A 15,618-nucleotide genomic window follows, 5' to 3' on the forward strand; every position below is an offset into this window, starting at 1 on the left:
TCAATCCGCCATCGAAAACCGGTAGCCGAAGCCGCGCACGGTTTGGATTAGTTCTTCCCGGCCGTAGGTCGCCAGAATTTTGCGTAAACGGCGGATGTGCACATCGACGGTGCGTTCTTCGATATAAACGCTACGTCCCCATACCTGATCCAGCAAATGCGTGCGGCTATAGACCTTGTCGGGATTGGTCATGAAAAATTGCATCAGTCTGAATTCGGTGGGGCTGACTTCCAGACTGCGGCCGCCGATCATCAAACGATGTTGTTCGGTGTCCAGCGTCAGGTCGCCAACGCTGAGTTGGCCGGATTCGGACAACTTGCCGCTTCGCCGCATCACTGCCTTGATTCGGGCGACCAATTCTTTCGGGGAAAAGGGTTTGGTGACGTAATCGTCGGCGCCGATTTCCAGGCCGCGGATTTTGTCTTCTTCCTCGCTGCGAGCGGTGAGCAGAATGATGGGGAGTTCTTTGAAACCGGGCTCGTTTTTCAGACGCTTGGCCAGTTCGACGCCGCTAATACCGGGTAGCATCCAGTCCAGCACGATCAAATCCACCCGGTTGTCGGCCAGGGCTTGCATCGCTTGCTCGGCACTGCCGGCGGATATGACTTGAAATTCGGCTTGTTCCAGCACCATGGCCAGCATTTCCCTGATAGCTTCTTCATCTTCGACAACCAGGATGTTCAAGTTGGGCATATAGGTTCCATAAAAGGCTAGGTAGCAATGACTTAGCTAATCTAGCAGCGATATATTACCTGTTTGTGACAAAAAATATCGGCCGGCGCGGTAGCGGACCGGCCCAGCGCGGCCTTGATGGAGGGAGGCGATGGCTTCAGCTGGACGGGTTCGCGGCCATCACGCCCAGTACATCCAGAACCCGGCAACAGTAGCCGAATTCATTGTCGTGCATCAAGGCGAGACCCAGATGACGACGGTTGCCGAGGCTTAAATGCTTCATCAGCACGATTGCCGAGTAGGGACTGGCCAGGTAGTCGATGCTGGCTTTTTGGTGCCCCCAGGCGCCGTATTCGCAGGAAAGAATGCCGGTCAGACGATGCTCGGAATAGTCGTAAAGCAGGTCGGCGACTTCTTCCTGGCTGGAGTCCCTAGCCAAGACCGCCGCGATGTCGATCACCGAGACGATGGCGGTTGGTACTCTGTAGGACAGGGCTTCCAGCTTCCCGGCCAACTGCGGTAGCACCAGTTCGGTCGATTTAGCCACGTTGGTCGTGGTAGGAACGATGGATACCGCGCAAGCCCGGCCGAGTTGGGAGGAAGGGTGGTAGCCGTCCAGGACTTTTTGATCCGACAACTCCGGGTGGATCGTGACGATACGGGCGTAGTCGATGCCGATGTGGCGGTCGAGAATGTCGCAAATCGGCGCCATCGCGTTGCCGGTGCAGGTGCTGGCCGAGACGACATGGTGACGTGCCGGGTCATATTCGTCGTGGTTGACTCCGTAAACCAGACTGAGATCGCAACCCGCGACGTTCCAGGTACAGAGAATTTTTTTGGCGACGCGCTGATCGAGCAAGGCGCGGAAGTCGCCGATAGCCGCGGTACCGGTGGCGTCGAACAACACGTCCAGTTCAAAGGGCCGCAGCATGCCGTAGCTGTCGTTCTCCGGCGGCCGACGGCGCCGATCGACGCGTTGATAGCGTATCCGCCGGTCGCCCAACAGCAAGTCGCTACCGTCGTGGTCCACCGCGAACGGCGGCCGGCCGTATGTACTGTCGTGGGCGATCAGGTAGGCAACGTGGTCGATCGGCATCACGTCGCAGATCACGCGAATGTCAAAGCGACCCGCGGGGTCGTTCAGAAAATTGTTGCGGAGCACACCGCCACCGATGCGACCGAGTCCGACGATACCGACGCGTAAGCTCATCGTTTCGAGTCTCCGGTATCGAGCGGGAGGACGGGAGCGAAGGTCGGTGGCGCGGTACGAAGCGTGATACTTGGATTCATGGCGGGGCTTGATTGTTATAGTTGATATGCAAGCCAGATTGAAGCTAGAGCAAGCCATCGATTTAGTCAAGCCGAACGCCGGGCGGATCGTCGAAAACCCGGATGGGACGGGCCGGTTGCCGGAAAGAATTCCGGACCGGCCCCTGCCGTCATTTGCCGAAGGTAAGCCCGTCGGCGGCGCGATCGACCTTGACGGTGTCGCCGGGCAGGTAGTGGCCGGACAAAATTTCGTTGGCCAGTCGGTTTTCCAGTTGGCGTTGAATCGCGCGTTTCAGTGGCCGCGCGCCGTAAACCGGATCGAAGCCGGCTTCGCCGAGCAAATCCAGCGCGGTTTCGCTGACGTTCAGGTCGATATCCTTTTCGGCCAAACGGCTCCGTAGCAAGTCGATCTGAATTTTGCAGATCGCGCGAATTTGGCCCTGGCCGAGCGGATGGAATACCACGGCTTCATCGACTCGGTTGATGAACTCCGGCCGAAAATGCTGGCCGACGATGTCCATGACCGCGTCTTTCATGTCGCTGTAGTTCTCCTCGCCCACTAGCTCTTGGATGACCTGCGAACCCAGGTTCGAGGTCATCACCACCACGGTGTTTTTAAAATCCACCGTGCGGCCCTGGCCGTCGGTCAACCGGCCGTCGTCCAGCACTTGCAGCAGCACGTTGAACACGTCGGCATGGGCTTTCTCGATTTCGTCGAGCAAGATCACCGAATAAGGCTTGCGGCGCACCGCCTCGGTCAAATAGCCGCCTTCTTCGTAGCCGACGTAGCCCGGCGGGGCGCCTATCAAGCGGGCCACCGAGTGTTTCTCCATGAATTCGGACATGTCGATGCGGACCATCGCTTCTTCGGTGTCGAACATGAACTCGGCTAGGGCCTTGCACAGTTCGGTTTTGCCGACGCCGGTCGGTCCCAAGAACAAAAAGGACCCGTTGGGACGGTTCGGATCGGACAATCCTGCCCGAGAGCGGCGGATCGCGTTGCTGACCGCTTTCAGGGCTTCGGTCTGACCGATCACGCGTTTGGCCAATTCGTCTTCCATCCGCAATAGCTTTTCGCGCTCGCCTTCCATCATTTTCGAAACCGGAATGCCGGTCCATTTGGAGACAACCTCGGCGATTTCTTCTTCGGTGACCTTGCTGCGCAACAGCGTGGTTTCCTGCATCTCGGCTTGCGACGCCAGATCCAGTTCCTTTTCCAGTTTGGGAATGTCGCCGTACTGCAGTTCGGACATCCTCGCGTAATCTTGAGCGCGGCGGGCGGCTTCCAACTCCAGTCTGGCGTGTTCCAGTCTTTCCTTGATCGTGGCGGTGCCTTGCAGCGCGGCTTTTTCGGCTTTCCAGATTTCATCCAAATCGGAATATTCCTTTTCCAGTTCGCCGATCTCGTCCTGCAAGGTCTCCAGACGCTTTTTCGAGGCGGCGTCGGTTTCGTTTTTCAAGGCCTCGCGTTCGATCTTGAGCTGGATCAGGCGCCGGTCGAGTTTATCCATCGCTTCCGGTTTGGAATCCATTTCCATCCGAATCCGGCTGGCGGCTTCGTCTATCAAGTCGATGGCCTTGTCCGGCAGTTGCCGGTCGGAAATGTAGCGGTGCGACAGCATCGCCGCCGCGACGATGGCCGGGTCGGTGATGTCGACGCTGTGGTGGATTTCGTAGCGTTCCTTCAAACCGCGCAAGATGGCGATGGTGTCTTCGACGTTGGGTTCGTCGACCAAGACTTTTTGGAATCGGCGTTCCAGCGCGGCGTCTTTTTCGATGTATTGGCGGTATTCGTCTAGCGTGGTAGCGCCGACGCAATGCAGTTCGCCGCGCGCCAGGGCCGGCTTGAGCATGTTGCCGGCATCCATCGCGCCCTCGGCCTTGCCGGCGCCGACCATGGTGTGCAGTTCGTCGATGAACAGAATCACCTGGCCTTCGAGTTTGGCGATGTCGTTGAGCACCGCTTTCAGGCGTTCCTCGAATTCGCCCCGAAACTTGGCGCCGGCGATCAGCGCGGCCATGTCCAACGACAGCAATTGCTTACCTTTGATGCCTTCCGGCACTTCGCCGTTGACGATGCGCTGGGCTAGGCCTTCGACGATGGCCGTCTTACCGACGCCGGGTTCGCCGATCAGCACCGGGTTGTTTTTGGTACGGCGTTGTAGAACCTGGATGGTGCGGCGGATTTCGTCGTCGCGGCCGATCACTGGATCGAGTTTGCCTTGCTCGGCGCGTTCGGTCAGATTGATCGTGTATTTTTTCAGAGCCTGGCGTTGATCTTCGGCATTGGCGTCGTTAACGGCTTGGCCGCCGCGCAGATTTTCGACGGCTTTTTCGACGGCCGGCGCGGTTACGCCGGCGCGTTTCAGCAAGTTTTGTAGCGCGCCGCCGCCTTCCAGCGCCGCCAACAAGAACAATTCGCTGGAGATGTAGGCGTCTTTACGTTTTTGCGCCAATTTGTCGGTCAGGTTGAGCGTCCGCGACAGTTCGTTGGAAATTTGCACGTCGCCGCCCGCGCCGGAAACGCTGGCGAGCCGGTCGATTTCCTTCAACAGATCGCCGCGAAACGTATTGATCTGCACGCCAATCTGTTGCAGCAAAGGTTTAATGCTGCCGCCTTCCTGGTCCAGCAAGGCCAGCATGACGTGCAGCGGTTCGATGAACTGATGATCCTTGCCCAAAGCCAAGCTTTGAGCGTCCCCGAGCGCTTGCTGGAATTTGCTGGTGAGTTTGTCCATACGCATGGTAGGTACCTCGATTGTAATGATGTTGCCGCTGAGATGGGGCGGTGGACGAGCGATTTCAAGCGGCTATATATTAAAAATCGCTAATATTTTGAATGGCCGGCCGGTGATGGCGGTGTGGTCGTGCTCAGTGGTCATGCCGAATAAATCACAGTACAATGCCGAGACTCGATTCGCCGAAATGACGTGGCTCGACGGGTGAAATCCGTGAGCGCGGCGGTTTGTTCGGGTAAATTTTGGTTTTAATTCGTAGGAGTTTTTGTATGGCAACAGGCACTGTAAAGTGGTTCAACAACACCAAAGGGTTTGGGTTTATCGAGCCTTCCGAAGGTAAGGAAGATGTTTTCGTCCACCATTCGGTGATCTTGGGCGAAGGGTTTAAGACTCTGTCCCCTGGGCAATCGGTGGAATTTGAAATTGAATCCGGTCCCAAAGGCCTGACTGCCGCCAACGTTCAGCCGAAATAATTCAGTTTCGGAAGAATCGAAACAGGCTCTTGTTCGCAAGGGCCTTTTTTTTGTCAATCGTTAACAGTCTATTTCAAAATCTCGAGTTTTAACACAGTTATAATAAAGCTTCACTTCTCCCGGAGGACCGCATGGCCCGCGAATTTTCTACGTTAAGGCAGTTGGATATCCCCGTTAAGGTGTTGTTTACCGGTTATTTGACAACGGTCGCGGTGGGTTATCTGGTCGCGCTGATCCAGATTCTGTTTACGCACGGTTTGGCCGACGGCAAGTTCGGCTTGTCGATAGACGACATCGTTTATAGTTACTACGGGAATCGGTCCGGCACGATGCTGGAGACGAAATTGAACGGCTCGATGAAGGACAATGCCTCGGAGAAAGAGCGGTTTGCCATCATCCAATGGGTGCGGGACGGTGCCGACAAGGATGATTTTGTCGATGACGGTATCGATAAAATCATCGAGAGCCGCTGTGTGATGTGCCACAACAAAGAGGCTTCGCTGCCGGACTTTAGCGACTTCAACGTCTTAAAGGAATTGGCCAAGGAAGACGAAGGCGCCACGTTCACGTCGCTGACCAGGGTGTCGCATATCCACTTGTTCGGCATTAGCTTTATCTTTATGTTGGTCGGACTAATCTTTAGCTTTTCCGAGACCAGTACGCTGAAATACAAGTCGATCGCGATCGGCATGCCCTATGTGTTTCTGCTGGTGGATATCTTGTCCTGGTGGTTGACTAAGCTCAATCCGATGTTTGCCTGGCTGGTGATATTTGCCGGTGCCGGCATGGCCATCTCTTTTGGGTTTATGTGGTTGGTTTCGGTGTTGGAAATGTGGGCGTACAACCAAGTGTTTGTCGATAGCCAAGGCGAGCCCAAGCCGCAATGGAGTAGGATTGTCGAAGCCAAATTCAAGCAACTGGGTGGCGACCGCGCGGTGGAACGCGCGATGAGCGGGTTGATTCGGCTGGTCGGTTACGCTTGGCGGCTGTTCAATCAGCACGGCTTGCCGGTTTTACTGGACGTTTACAAAAAACTGTTCGATAGGTCCCGTAGCTGACTTTGTGATCGTCATTGGATAAACCACCGGAAATTCAAGTTTCCGCCTAGGCGGCCGCTATGACTAGCGGTATGATGCAAACTTGATTTGCAGGAGGTACGCCATGATTAGCAATGTACTGAATAGTGCCACCAACCTGATCAGCAACGCTCAGCAGAAAGCGGCCACGGCCGCTCAAACCATCGCTACGTTGCCTGTCCAAAAAGACGAAGTCGGCGGCTCGCAAGATATCGCGCCGACCGAATTGTTTAAACCTATCGTCAGTTTGAAGGAAGCCGAGCTGGAGAATTCCGCAGGCGTCAAATTACTGAAGACCCACGAAAAAATGGTCGGGGCGCTCCTCGACGTCAAGGCCTAAAGGCTGACGCCGACATCGTAGCCCAGAGCTTCGATGTCGGCGGCAAAACGCGTCATTTCACTTAAATCTGCGCCTCTCAATTCACCTGCCTCCGGTTGCAACGACGGTCGGGCCAGACTGTACAACAGTATTTTCGCGATTTTAATGTTTCTGGATTTTAGTTCCGCCAGCAAGGCCAAATACGCGGCTTTTTCGGCGTCTGACCAAGCCTGTCGATAATGCAAAATACAGGTTTGCAATTTGGTTGGGCATAAATCGCTGGCGATTTGCAGATGTTCGATCAGCTTGGCTTGACTCAATTTGGCGTGGTTCAGCAAGTTTCGGCCAGCGCTAGTGGCACTGTCCAGCTTGAACCAAAGCTCGCCGCCGCAATTCGCCAATTCGGCCAGTCCGGCTTGGACAGGTTTTTGATGTACCAGACTGCCGTTGCTGATCAATACCAAGTTGCCGGTCGGCAATATGCCGCTTTCCAGGCCGATTTCCCCTATCAGGCGGATGGCTCGGTCGAAGGATTTTAGACTGGTCGGCTCGCCGTTGCCGGAAATCGCAATGTCCTTGACGACGCGCTGTTCGGCGGCGACATCGTAAGCATCGAAAAAGTCGCCACGTAACACCCACTCCAAAAAGCCCTGCAATTCCCGTTCGAGTACCTCGAAATCCAGGGTGGGCGCGGCACCGCGAGTAAGATTGGGGACTTGGCAATACACGCAACGCCAGTTGCAAGCGTTATTTGGGTTGAAGTTGATGCCTATCGATAGCCCACCCGCCCGCCGCGACATCACCGGATACACGTATTTTAGCCCGGCACTGTCGCGGTCGTGGTTGGCGGTGGTTAGCGGTCTAACCATATCTCCGGCAAGGAACGAAATCGGCTAGGAGTCTGCGATTTTATAGCTTGACCAACACTTCGCCGCGTCCGGTTTCCGCCATGTCGCCGCCGAAGCGTCTGACCCGGTTGAAAGCGACGCCGTTGTCGGCAAAGCGGGAGTTCAGGGTTTTGAACGACGCGAACAACATGGGCAGAAATGCCAGGGTATGCGAGCCGCAATCATTGAAGGTGGCCGGCAATTGCGGTTGATTCCACAGCAACAAGGTGCCTCGTCGCATTGCATAGCCGGCGTAACGGCCGACCTTGCCCATCACCGCGATCGTGCCGGCCACCATGCGGGAGCCGCAATAGTCGCCGGCATCGCCTTCGACTAGAATCTGGCCGCGGCGCAAATGGTCGCCGCAACGCTGGCCGACGTTGCCTTTGATTAAAACCGTGCCGCCCTTCATGCCTTGCTTGTTGCCGGGCAATGCGCCGCCAACGAAATCGCCGGCATTGCCTTCGATCTGGATCAAACCGTTTTTCATTTCGCAAGCCGCGTAAATGCCGACATCGCCGATCACCGAAATCGTGCCGCCCTTCATTTGCATCCCCAAATAAGCGCCCGCGTCGCCTTGCACGCTGATGCTGCCGTTGGCGAGTTCCTTGCCGATGAAATCCAGCTTGTCGGTACTGCCGACGATGCTGATGTCGTCGGGATTGCTGCCGTTAATGTGAAACAATTGATCGACCCGCAGTTTGCGTTTGCCGGACGGCAATTCGATCGCGGCGATCTGGTCCAGGCTCAAACCGGCCAATTTTTGGCAGACCAGCGGCGACATATCTACGCGTTGCACCGGCAGTGGCGTCTCTATCAGAGTGAAGGTCAACGTGGTCATGCCATGATCTCCTGTAGATGGAAGTGGAACGGGCCGAGTTTGCCGCCATAGTTGCCGGCGCTGATGCGCTTAATACCGTTGGCCGCGCCCAGTTCGCAGACCGCTTGAATGCCGACCCGCATCGCCTTGTCGATGTCTTCTTTGGACAAACCGTCGATGACGATTTCCATCACCGACTCGATTTCCGGCGACAGGTCGGTCTTGGTCACGCCCTTCAAGGTCGGGCAGAAGGCATCGTTGGTCGACGCACTCAAGGCTTTGTATTTGGAGCCGACCTTGGAGCCGGAACGCACCACGCCGCCGGGGAAGGGCATGATGACGTTGGGGGTTTTTTTCATCGCGTCGATCGCCGCTTCGCAAGCCGCCAAGGCTTGCGGTTGCGATTCAGCCAATACTAGAAAATTGCCGCCGCCGACCGCATCGACCATGCCGGTGGTGGCTTCGGTCAGGAATTCGCCGTCCATCACCGGTACACGCCAGTAACGCTTGCCGGCGATTTTCTTGGCAATCTGGAAGCCGTCACCGAAAAAGCGCAGATTTTTGCCCAACGGAATCGGCTTGCCGCCTTCAATCCCGGCGAACAGAGCGGATGTCGGCGAAGTTAGCACGCACTGACCGGCACGGGTCTCCAATTGCTTGGCCAAGCCCTTACCGCCCATCGCATAAATCATGATCGCCACACCAGGGCGACCGTCCGGGGTTTCGTCCGGGCTTAACACCCGTTCGATACCGGCTTCGCAGCCGCAGGCAATCACCGAGGTGGCAAAGCCGGTCATGGCTTGCGCGGAAATCATCGCCCATTTCTCGTTCTGGGCGGTGATGATGGCTCGCGTCGCCTTCATCGGGAAGGCTTCGGCGAAGGTTTTGTCGATGGTTACGCCATTAATGATCATGCTGCACCTCTCAACGGATGCGCCGTCAAACTGCCGCGTCCGTCTTCGCTGATTTCGTCGTCGCTGATTTTAAAGTTGCCCAGTTTCATGGTCAGGTATTTATCGAAATAGGGTTTCAGCTCGCTTTCTATAGCCAAATCGTATTCCGGTTTGACGATGTGGGTGGTGCCCCAGGTGACTTTGACCACTTCGCCGTCTTTGACCACCAATTCGCCGTCCTTGAACACGTAATCCGGCTTGGTGAACATCGCTTGGCGGTCGGCGTTTTCGGTGTAGACGGTGATGTCGGCGAAGTTGCCGGGGCTCAATGCGCCGCGGTCTTTCAAGCCGATAATGCGGGCCGCGCCGGCGCGGGTCATGATGGCGATTTCGCTCAAGCTGTATTCGCGTTCGATCGAAGCCAACGTGGTCATTTTCTGCGCTTCCGGATGGATAGTCGCCAGCATGTCGTTGCGGAAACTGCGGTCCATCAGCAAGCGGATCAAATGCGGGTAGCTGGTGAACGGTGCGCCGTTGGGGTGGTCGGTGGTCAGGAATATCCGCCACGGGTCTTCGACCAACAGGAAAATTTCCAAACCGATGGCCCACTGCAGGGCATTGACGAAGTTTTGGTCCTTGTATTTAAACGGCACCACGCCGCAGCCGGCATCGCATTCGATGTCCATGCACACCCATTTGTTGGGGCTGGCGAAGCGGTGATTGGCGTGTTGGCGCATGTTGTCGCCGGAGGCGGTGACGGTTTGGCCGAACAGAATCTGACCGACGTCGGCGCTGATGTTTTTGTTTTGGTTGATCGCTTCGGCAATCTGCGCGGCGCCGGACGAAAATTTGAAATCGCCTTCGGTGCCGTAGCTGTGGAACTGAATGTGGGTCAAGTGCATCGGCAAGCCTTCGATGCCTTGGATGGTGTTCAGCGTGGTTTCCAGATTGCCGGGTACACCCAAGTTGCAACCGTGGACATGCAGTGGATGCGTGATGCCCAGTTCCTTGACCGCACGGGCCAGGGTTTGCAGGATTTGCCGTGGCGTGACGTCGTAGTGGCTGTTTTTCTCGTCCAAGTCCAGTTTGCGCTGGTTGAATTTGAAGGCGTTGATGCCGCCGGCATTGACTACCTTGATGCCTATGCCTTTGGCCGCATTCAAGGTCCAGGCCACGTAATCGTTGACGGCTTTTTGGTCTTTTTTCGCGGTCAGCATCCGCAGCAGAAAGTCGTCGCTGCCCAGCATCACGTAGCCGCCTTTATCGACGATCGGCGTGTCGCCCATTTCCATGTGCGCCTGGCGGGCGTTGATCGGCAGCACGGCCGGTTCGAAACAGGCGGTGTAACCCATTTCGGCGTAACGGTAGCCGGCGACATAGGTGCTGGGCATCGCATGACCGTTACCGGAGCGGGTGACCGGGGTGCGGTGCACCGGGTCCAAGCGGTGGTCTTCCGGCAACAGGGTGCGGGCAATGTTGCCCTTGCCGCCGCCGATGTGCGTGTGCATGTCGATCGCGCCGGACATCACCACCTTGCCGCGCAAGTCGTATTCTTGATCGACCGGCCGGCCGTCTGTTGGCGCATCGACGATGCGGCCGTCTTGAATAAAGAGGTCTTGTTGCTGGCCGGCTACGCCGCTGGCCGGGTCGTAAACGGTGCCGCCTGTGAGTTTTATCAGCATGTCGGTATCCTAAAGGGCTTGTTCAATGGCTTGCAGCACCTCGGCGGTGCTGGGCAGGCCGGAGTCTCTCAGTTTTTTCAGACGAATCGCCACCACGTTGTCCAGACGGTAAGCGTGGCCGGCATGGTCGATGCCGGGTGTGCCGACGGGGATGAACACATCGGGTTCTTTTTCGAAGGTCATGCCGGAACGGCCGATGACGATGGTCGGTAACGTGGTCCTTGGCGGTTTGGCGTTGACATTGAAAGCGTGTACCCAGATCAAGGCGTCGGCTTCGCCGTTGGCGAGCATGGCTTGGCTGTCGTATAGAAACGGATCGTATTCCGGGTAGCCGCGGGCGAAATTGACCCGCGCCGGATAACCGGTGGTCCAGCCGCAGACTTGGTTGGCGGTTTGATCGCCTTCGCGGCCGCCCAGCGGAAAGCCGGAGCAGCGGGTGCCTTGCAGATTGATATCCTTGACGATGCCGCAGAGGGTTTGCACAGTCAATTCGGCGTGGTCGTAGGCTAGCGCGGCGGCGCCCCAGAGTATTACGCCGTATTGGGCGGTTTTCAGTTTGTCGGCAACTGCTTGCAGATCGGCTACGGCAATGCCGGCCACGTTTTGCGCGAGCACGGGTTGCTTTTTAATCAGCGCGGCCAGCACGGCAACGACATCGGGAAGATCGGCGTCGGCGCAAGTCAGCACGGTCGCGGTTTTGCCGGCGGGCGAGGTCGACGCGTCGCCGGACGGTGCCTTACCCAGGTAAATCACGTCGCGGCTAGCGGTGTTGTCGAGGAACATGGATTGTTCGTTCCACAAATAGCGTTCGAAGAAGCGCGGCGCGAACGCCTCGAGGTCGGTACCGACGATCAGCAGAACGTCACAACGGTTTTTCAATTCGGCCAGCGTGGTATTCATCCAGCCGGAATCCTGCAGCGCCAACAAGTTACGGCGGGCGGCCGGGAAATTGACGTTATCGACTACCGCGCCGGATTTATCGGCCAGCGCCAACAGCGCGCGCATGCCGTTGACGTCGGTGGCGCAACCGGCGATGACCGGTTGCTGGGTGCCGCGCAGCAATTCGGCCGCTTTGGCCGCCGCCGTTGCCAGATCGACCGCTTGGCCCCGCACGCGCGGCGCGGTGTCGGTGATTGGCTGTTCGAAGCCCGGCGTGTTGACCGCGCAACCGTTGGCGGCCACTTTCAAGCTAACGCCGTCCACCCGGATCGCCAAGTCGTCGGTGCCGATACCGCAGAACGGGCTGGGTACCTCGGTGATTTCAGTCATCGTGCTGTCCTCAGTCTTTTTTAATGTATTTGAAACGCGGGTCGTCCGGCGTACCTTCGAAAATACCGCCGGATTCGGCGGCGGCATCCCATTGCACGACGTCCTCGATTTTTTTCGCCAGCGCGAAATCCTTGTCGGTAACGCCCTTGGCGGCGTGAGTGACCAGTTTGACGATCACGAACGCATAGGAAACTGTCAGGTCCGGGTGGTGCCAGGCTTTTTCCGCCAAATGGCCGACAGCGTTGACGATCATCAATGTCGCTTTCCAGCCGGAGGTCTTGTACTTGCGGCGTATCCAGCCGTTTTCGTAATACCAATGCGGCAGTTCGCGTCTCAAGCGCTCGACGATTTCGGCGTCGCTAAAAACTTTGGGCGTGTCGTGCGTCATCACAGCTCCCCGTCGAAACTAGCCCGGCATTCTATCGCACCGTGTTAAGCGTGTCTTTAGCCGAATCGCCCGAATTCCGAGGGGGCGCGGCACTATCGGACGTTGCTGGAACGCGGGGCGGCGAGCGCGGCTTGGCCGGATGCTATTTCACAACCCGCAATTGCGGACGCTGCGGCGGTGTCGGTTCAGGGGCGCTGGGCGGCGTTTCGTCGTCTTGATCTTCCGGGTCGAAGACCATACCCTTGCCGTTTTCCTTCGCGTAAATCGCCAGTACCGCCTTGGTGGGTACCACAATGTGCATGGCCTTGCCGGAAAAGCGGGCGTTGAACTGGACTTCCTCGTTACCCAGGGTCAAGCCTTGTATGGCTTCGGGGCGAATATTCAGGACGATGCGGCCGTCCTCGACGAAGTCGGTGGGTAACACGACGCCGGGGTGTTCGGCGTTGACCAATAGATGGGGTGTCAGACTATTATCCAAAATCCATTCGTAAATGGAGCGGATCAGGTAGGGTTTTAGTGGCGTCATTTGGTTTGGCTTTGCATGAGTTCTTTTTCGTCGTGGCTGAGGCTGTCCTGAAAGGCCTTGCGCGCGAATAGCCGGTTGGCGTAAGCGGTGATACCCTTGCCTAGCGAGCTGATGTCGATGCCGACGCTGCCCAGGCGCCATAAAAAAGGCGCCATCGCGCAATCGATCAGCGAATAGTCTTCGCCCATGAAATAAGTGGTGGCATCGAAAACCGGCGCGGCCGCCAGCAGACTTTCCCTAAGAACTTTCTTGGCTTTGGCGGCGCGTTTGTCGCCTTGCAGTTGCGCTTCCTCGAGCATTTGATACCAATCCTGATCGATGCGTTTGATCAGCATTCGGGCGTTGGCGCGGGAGACGGGGTCCATTTGATGCAAGGCCGGGTGTGGAAAACGCTCGTCCAGATATTCCATGATGATGCGGGCGTCGTACAGCACCAGATCGCGCTCCACGAAGGTGGGGGCATTACCGTTCGGATTGAGTTCCAGCAGGTCTTCGGGCGGGTCGGTCGGATCGAAATATTCGATGTCGGCGGGAACGCCTTTTTCGTGAACAACGAGGCGGGCGCAATGGCTCATGATGCAATTCTGTGAGCTAAAAAGAATCATTGCGGATTTTCGGCTGCTAATGTTTGCCACGAAGTGAACCTCATTAATTGAACACGATTCTAACCGCCGGAATTGTAGCATGGTTGCCTGGCGAATTGTGGCGGCCCCAGGGCGCCGGGCGGGCGTCGAGGCCAGGAAATTTCCGGCTTCGGCGCTGGCGGAGACGGGCATTAGCCCAGCTTGACGATGATGTCTTCGAGGATGTTGGCGGTCGCGTGGACCCGGTCGGCGGCGTTGGACAGGTGGCGGTATAGTTCGCGGCGCTTGAACATGTCCAGGTAGTCCTGGCCCTGAAACAATTCGGCAATGGCTTTGCGGTACATCTTTTCGACCCGGCGCTCGGAATGGCGCGCGGCGAATGCGTGCGTTTCGGCGTCGCGCGGGCGCTTGCCCAATACCGCGAAGCCTTGCTCGAGGGCTTTGATGCCGATCTGCAATTCCGCGACCATCGCCTTCGAATAATCGTCCGGATTCAATTGCAGTGCCTCCATCTCGTTATAGGTGCTCTTGCAATAGGTCACGATGTTGTCGAGCGCGGCGATGGCCCGGTAAATGTCTTCGCGGTCTATCGGGGTGGCAAACGAACTGTTCAATTCGTGCAAATTACGCATTCGGATTCGGTCGGCATCGTGCTCGTCCTTTTTCAACATTTCGTCGGCTTGCGGGTTTTCCTCGTTCATGTAGCGGACCAAATTGTCCACGGTGATGCACACTTGTTGGCATTGCTGGTGCAGTAACAGGTAGAAGTCGGCGGTTTTCGGAAAAATGCGCTGAAACAGCCGTGCGGCTAAACGGTTTTGCGAGTCGGACATGTCGGTTAGAGAGTTAGATTTGGGCGAGCCGGCCGATCAACGCGGCCAGTAGCGCCGAGCCGGGAATCGTGATCAACCAGGCCAGCACGATTTCGCCGGCCTTGCCCCAGCGTACCTGTCTAGGTCGGTCCGAGGCGCCGATGCCGGTAATGGCTGACGCAACGACGTGAGTGGTCGAAACCGGCGCTCCTAGCATCGAGCAAGCCGCAATCACCGAGCAGGCGGTCAGTTGCGAGTTCAAGGCGTGTATCGGCCGAATTTTATAGATCGCAAATCCTAAGGTGCGGACGATGCGCCAGCCGCCGGTTAGGGCGCCGGCCGTCATCGCGGTCGCGCAAGCAGCCATTACCCACACCGGCACCTGAAAGGTCGCGATTTGTCCGCTGAGCAGCAGCAACAGAGTCAGTATGCCCATGCTTTTTTGCGCATCGTTGGCGCCGTGGCAGAACGCCAAGCCTGCGGCGGTCAACCACTGGGCTTGGCACAGGCGGCGGTTGATGGACGGATGGGCGGCGCGCAGCAGGAACATCGTAGCGCGCTGCAGCGCGAATCCGACCGCGAAACCCAGGAACGGCGACAGAAACAGTGCCAGCAATACCTTGGCGAAGCCTTGGATGCGGCCGTGGAGGAGGGCTGCGATTCCCCAGTCCATCGGGATCGGCTCGGAGGAGGCCAGGGCCGCGCCGATCAAGCCGCCTACCAGCGCATGCGAGGATGACGACGGTAGTCCGCGCCACCAGGTGAAAAAATTCCACGCCACCGCCGCGGCCAATCCGGACAGAACGGCGGTCAGGCCGACCGGGCGCGGCGGCACGGACAAATCCAGCAAAGAACCGACGGTATCGGCGACGGTGGTGCCGCCCAGCAACGGGCCGAGAAATTCGAAGATAGCGACCAATAACATGGCCTGAAGCGGTGTCATCGCTCTGGAAGCGATGACACCGGAAAGGATGTTGGAGGCGTCGTGGAAGCCGTTGGTGTAATCGAATCGGTTTCGGCTTGGGCGCGATTACGGTGCCGGCCTTGGTTTACGGTTTGGGCGTGGCTTACTTCGGTGGACGCTTGCGTCAGCAGTTGGGGGTTTGGCTGCCGCGCATCGAAAACCTCAGTGCCGGTTTGATGATACTGGTCGGCGTCGGCAATTTATTGCGATTAGCCAGTTGACCATGATCGGTTGCGCACGCCAATC

Annotated in this window: 16 protein-coding genes and 1 pseudogene; 4 read left to right on the forward strand and 13 right to left on the reverse strand. The window is 57.4% G+C overall.

Annotation, left to right across the window (positions count from 1 at the left end; genetic code table 11):
* The 3 genes from phoB to clpB all read right to left on the reverse strand — a co-directional run bounded on the left by phoB (position 1) and on the right by clpB (position 4,685).
* Positions 1 to 693: a phosphate regulon transcriptional regulator PhoB gene (gene phoB, locus BJL95_RS08950; RefSeq protein ID WP_064030987.1), complete on the reverse strand. Its 693-nt coding sequence runs from the start codon at positions 691 to 693 to the stop codon at positions 1 to 3.
* Between the two features lie 136 nt (positions 694 to 829).
* A complete protein-coding gene (locus BJL95_RS08955) occupies positions 830 to 1,882 on the reverse strand; it encodes a glyceraldehyde 3-phosphate dehydrogenase NAD-binding domain-containing protein (RefSeq protein ID WP_071157274.1) in 1,053 nt (350 codons plus the stop codon).
* A 229-nt stretch (positions 1,883 to 2,111) separates the two neighbouring features.
* Entirely contained in the window at positions 2,112 to 4,685 is a 2,574-nt protein-coding gene (clpB, locus tag BJL95_RS08960; protein ID WP_071157276.1) for an ATP-dependent chaperone ClpB, read from the reverse strand.
* A gap of 263 nt (positions 4,686 to 4,948) precedes the next feature.
* Between clpB and BJL95_RS08970 the strand changes: the two genes are divergently transcribed.
* The 3 genes from BJL95_RS08970 (at position 4,949) to BJL95_RS08980 (ending at position 6,568) form a co-directional block, all read left to right on the forward strand.
* Entirely contained in the window at positions 4,949 to 5,152 is a 204-nt protein-coding gene (locus tag BJL95_RS08970) for a cold-shock protein (protein WP_064030983.1), read from the forward strand.
* Positions 5,153 to 5,283: 131 nt separating this feature from the next.
* A complete protein-coding gene (locus BJL95_RS08975) occupies positions 5,284 to 6,210 on the forward strand; it encodes a hypothetical protein (protein ID WP_064030982.1) in 927 nt (308 codons plus the stop codon).
* 103 nt (positions 6,211 to 6,313) lie between these two features.
* Positions 6,314 to 6,568, forward strand: a complete 255-nt coding sequence (locus tag BJL95_RS08980; protein WP_071157281.1) for a hypothetical protein — start codon at positions 6,314 to 6,316, stop codon at positions 6,566 to 6,568.
* On the opposite strand, the gene BJL95_RS08985 is transcribed toward BJL95_RS08980, so the two are convergent.
* From BJL95_RS08985 to BJL95_RS26020, 10 genes and pseudogenes are all read right to left on the reverse strand, one after another.
* A complete protein-coding gene (locus BJL95_RS08985; protein WP_071157283.1) occupies positions 6,565 to 7,416 on the reverse strand; it encodes a radical SAM protein in 852 nt (283 codons plus the stop codon). The genes BJL95_RS08980 and BJL95_RS08985 overlap by 4 nt on opposite strands.
* A gap of 40 nt (positions 7,417 to 7,456) precedes the next feature.
* Positions 7,457 to 8,275: a formylmethanofuran dehydrogenase subunit C gene (locus tag BJL95_RS08990; protein ID WP_071157285.1), complete on the reverse strand. Its 819-nt coding sequence runs from the start codon at positions 8,273 to 8,275 to the stop codon at positions 7,457 to 7,459.
* Complete coding sequence (gene fhcD / locus BJL95_RS08995; RefSeq protein ID WP_071157287.1) at positions 8,272 to 9,168, reverse strand: formylmethanofuran--tetrahydromethanopterin N-formyltransferase; 897 nt, start codon at positions 9,166 to 9,168, stop codon at positions 8,272 to 8,274. Before fhcD ends, BJL95_RS08990 begins: the two co-directional genes overlap by 4 nt.
* Positions 9,165 to 10,829, reverse strand: coding sequence for a formylmethanofuran dehydrogenase subunit A (locus BJL95_RS09000; RefSeq protein ID WP_071157289.1), 1,665 nt, complete (start codon positions 10,827 to 10,829; stop codon positions 9,165 to 9,167). The genes fhcD and BJL95_RS09000 overlap by 4 nt, the downstream gene beginning before the upstream one ends.
* Positions 10,830 to 10,838: 9 nt before the next feature.
* Positions 10,839 to 12,098: a formylmethanofuran dehydrogenase subunit B gene (locus BJL95_RS09005; protein ID WP_071157291.1), complete on the reverse strand. Its 1,260-nt coding sequence runs from the start codon at positions 12,096 to 12,098 to the stop codon at positions 10,839 to 10,841.
* A 10-nt stretch (positions 12,099 to 12,108) separates the two neighbouring features.
* Entirely contained in the window at positions 12,109 to 12,486 is a 378-nt protein-coding gene (locus tag BJL95_RS09010; RefSeq protein ID WP_071157293.1) for a 4a-hydroxytetrahydrobiopterin dehydratase, read from the reverse strand.
* 142 nt (positions 12,487 to 12,628) lie between these two features.
* Positions 12,629 to 13,012: a ClpXP protease specificity-enhancing factor gene (locus BJL95_RS09015; RefSeq protein WP_064024737.1), complete on the reverse strand. Its 384-nt coding sequence runs from the start codon at positions 13,010 to 13,012 to the stop codon at positions 12,629 to 12,631.
* Positions 13,009 to 13,617: a glutathione S-transferase N-terminal domain-containing protein gene (locus tag BJL95_RS09020; RefSeq protein WP_217631670.1), complete on the reverse strand. Its 609-nt coding sequence runs from the start codon at positions 13,615 to 13,617 to the stop codon at positions 13,009 to 13,011. Before BJL95_RS09020 ends, BJL95_RS09015 begins: the two co-directional genes overlap by 4 nt.
* 170 nt (positions 13,618 to 13,787) lie before the next feature.
* Complete coding sequence (locus BJL95_RS09025) at positions 13,788 to 14,429, reverse strand: DUF47 domain-containing protein (RefSeq protein WP_064024739.1); 642 nt, start codon at positions 14,427 to 14,429, stop codon at positions 13,788 to 13,790.
* Between the two features lie 13 nt (positions 14,430 to 14,442).
* Positions 14,443 to 15,393, reverse strand: a pseudogene (locus BJL95_RS26020) (anion permease); the annotation flags it as partial.
* Positions 15,394 to 15,428: 35 nt separating this feature from the next.
* On the opposite strand from BJL95_RS26020, the gene BJL95_RS25095 reads away from it, so the two are divergent.
* The gene (locus BJL95_RS25095) at positions 15,429 to 15,593 is read left to right on the forward strand and encodes a hypothetical protein (RefSeq protein ID WP_175463673.1); all 165 of its coding nucleotides are present in this window, start codon (positions 15,429 to 15,431) and stop codon (positions 15,591 to 15,593) included.
* The last annotated feature ends 25 nt before the right edge of the window (positions 15,594 to 15,618 follow it).

The organism is Methylomonas sp. LWB, assembly GCF_001856095.1.
GTDB lineage: Bacteria > Pseudomonadota > Gammaproteobacteria > Methylococcales > Methylomonadaceae > Methylomonas > Methylomonas koyamae_A.

What these genes read in the sequence shown, in the direction of transcription:
- BJL95_RS09000 (WP_071157289.1), bottom strand. Translation starts at nt 10,829, where the DNA reads ATGCTGATAAAACTCACAGGCGGCACCGTTTACGACCCGGCCAGCGGC.
- BJL95_RS08975 (WP_064030982.1), top strand. Translation starts at nt 5,284, where the DNA reads ATGGCCCGCGAATTTTCTACGTTAAGGCAGTTGGATATCCCCGTTAAG.
- BJL95_RS08970 (WP_064030983.1), top strand. Translation starts at nt 4,949, where the DNA reads ATGGCAACAGGCACTGTAAAGTGGTTCAACAACACCAAAGGGTTTGGG.
- fhcD (WP_071157287.1), bottom strand. Translation starts at nt 9,168, where the DNA reads ATGATCATTAATGGCGTAACCATCGACAAAACCTTCGCCGAAGCCTTC.
- BJL95_RS09020 (WP_217631670.1), bottom strand. Translation starts at nt 13,617, where the DNA reads ATGATTCTTTTTAGCTCACAGAATTGCATCATGAGCCATTGCGCCCGC.
- phoB (WP_064030987.1), bottom strand. Translation starts at nt 693, where the DNA reads ATGCCCAACTTGAACATCCTGGTTGTCGAAGATGAAGAAGCTATCAGG.
- BJL95_RS08955 (WP_071157274.1), bottom strand. Translation starts at nt 1,882, where the DNA reads ATGAGCTTACGCGTCGGTATCGTCGGACTCGGTCGCATCGGTGGCGGT.
- BJL95_RS08990 (WP_071157285.1), bottom strand. Translation starts at nt 8,275, where the DNA reads ATGACCACGTTGACCTTCACTCTGATAGAGACGCCACTGCCGGTGCAA.
- BJL95_RS08980 (WP_071157281.1), top strand. Translation starts at nt 6,314, where the DNA reads ATGATTAGCAATGTACTGAATAGTGCCACCAACCTGATCAGCAACGCT.
- BJL95_RS09005 (WP_071157291.1), bottom strand. Translation starts at nt 12,098, where the DNA reads ATGACTGAAATCACCGAGGTACCCAGCCCGTTCTGCGGTATCGGCACC.
- BJL95_RS08985 (WP_071157283.1), bottom strand. Translation starts at nt 7,416, where the DNA reads ATGGTTAGACCGCTAACCACCGCCAACCACGACCGCGACAGTGCCGGG.
- BJL95_RS09015 (WP_064024737.1), bottom strand. Translation starts at nt 13,012, where the DNA reads ATGACGCCACTAAAACCCTACCTGATCCGCTCCATTTACGAATGGATT.
- BJL95_RS09025 (WP_064024739.1), bottom strand. Translation starts at nt 14,429, where the DNA reads ATGTCCGACTCGCAAAACCGTTTAGCCGCACGGCTGTTTCAGCGCATT.
- clpB (WP_071157276.1), bottom strand. Translation starts at nt 4,685, where the DNA reads ATGCGTATGGACAAACTCACCAGCAAATTCCAGCAAGCGCTCGGGGAC.
- BJL95_RS09010 (WP_071157293.1), bottom strand. Translation starts at nt 12,486, where the DNA reads ATGACGCACGACACGCCCAAAGTTTTTAGCGACGCCGAAATCGTCGAG.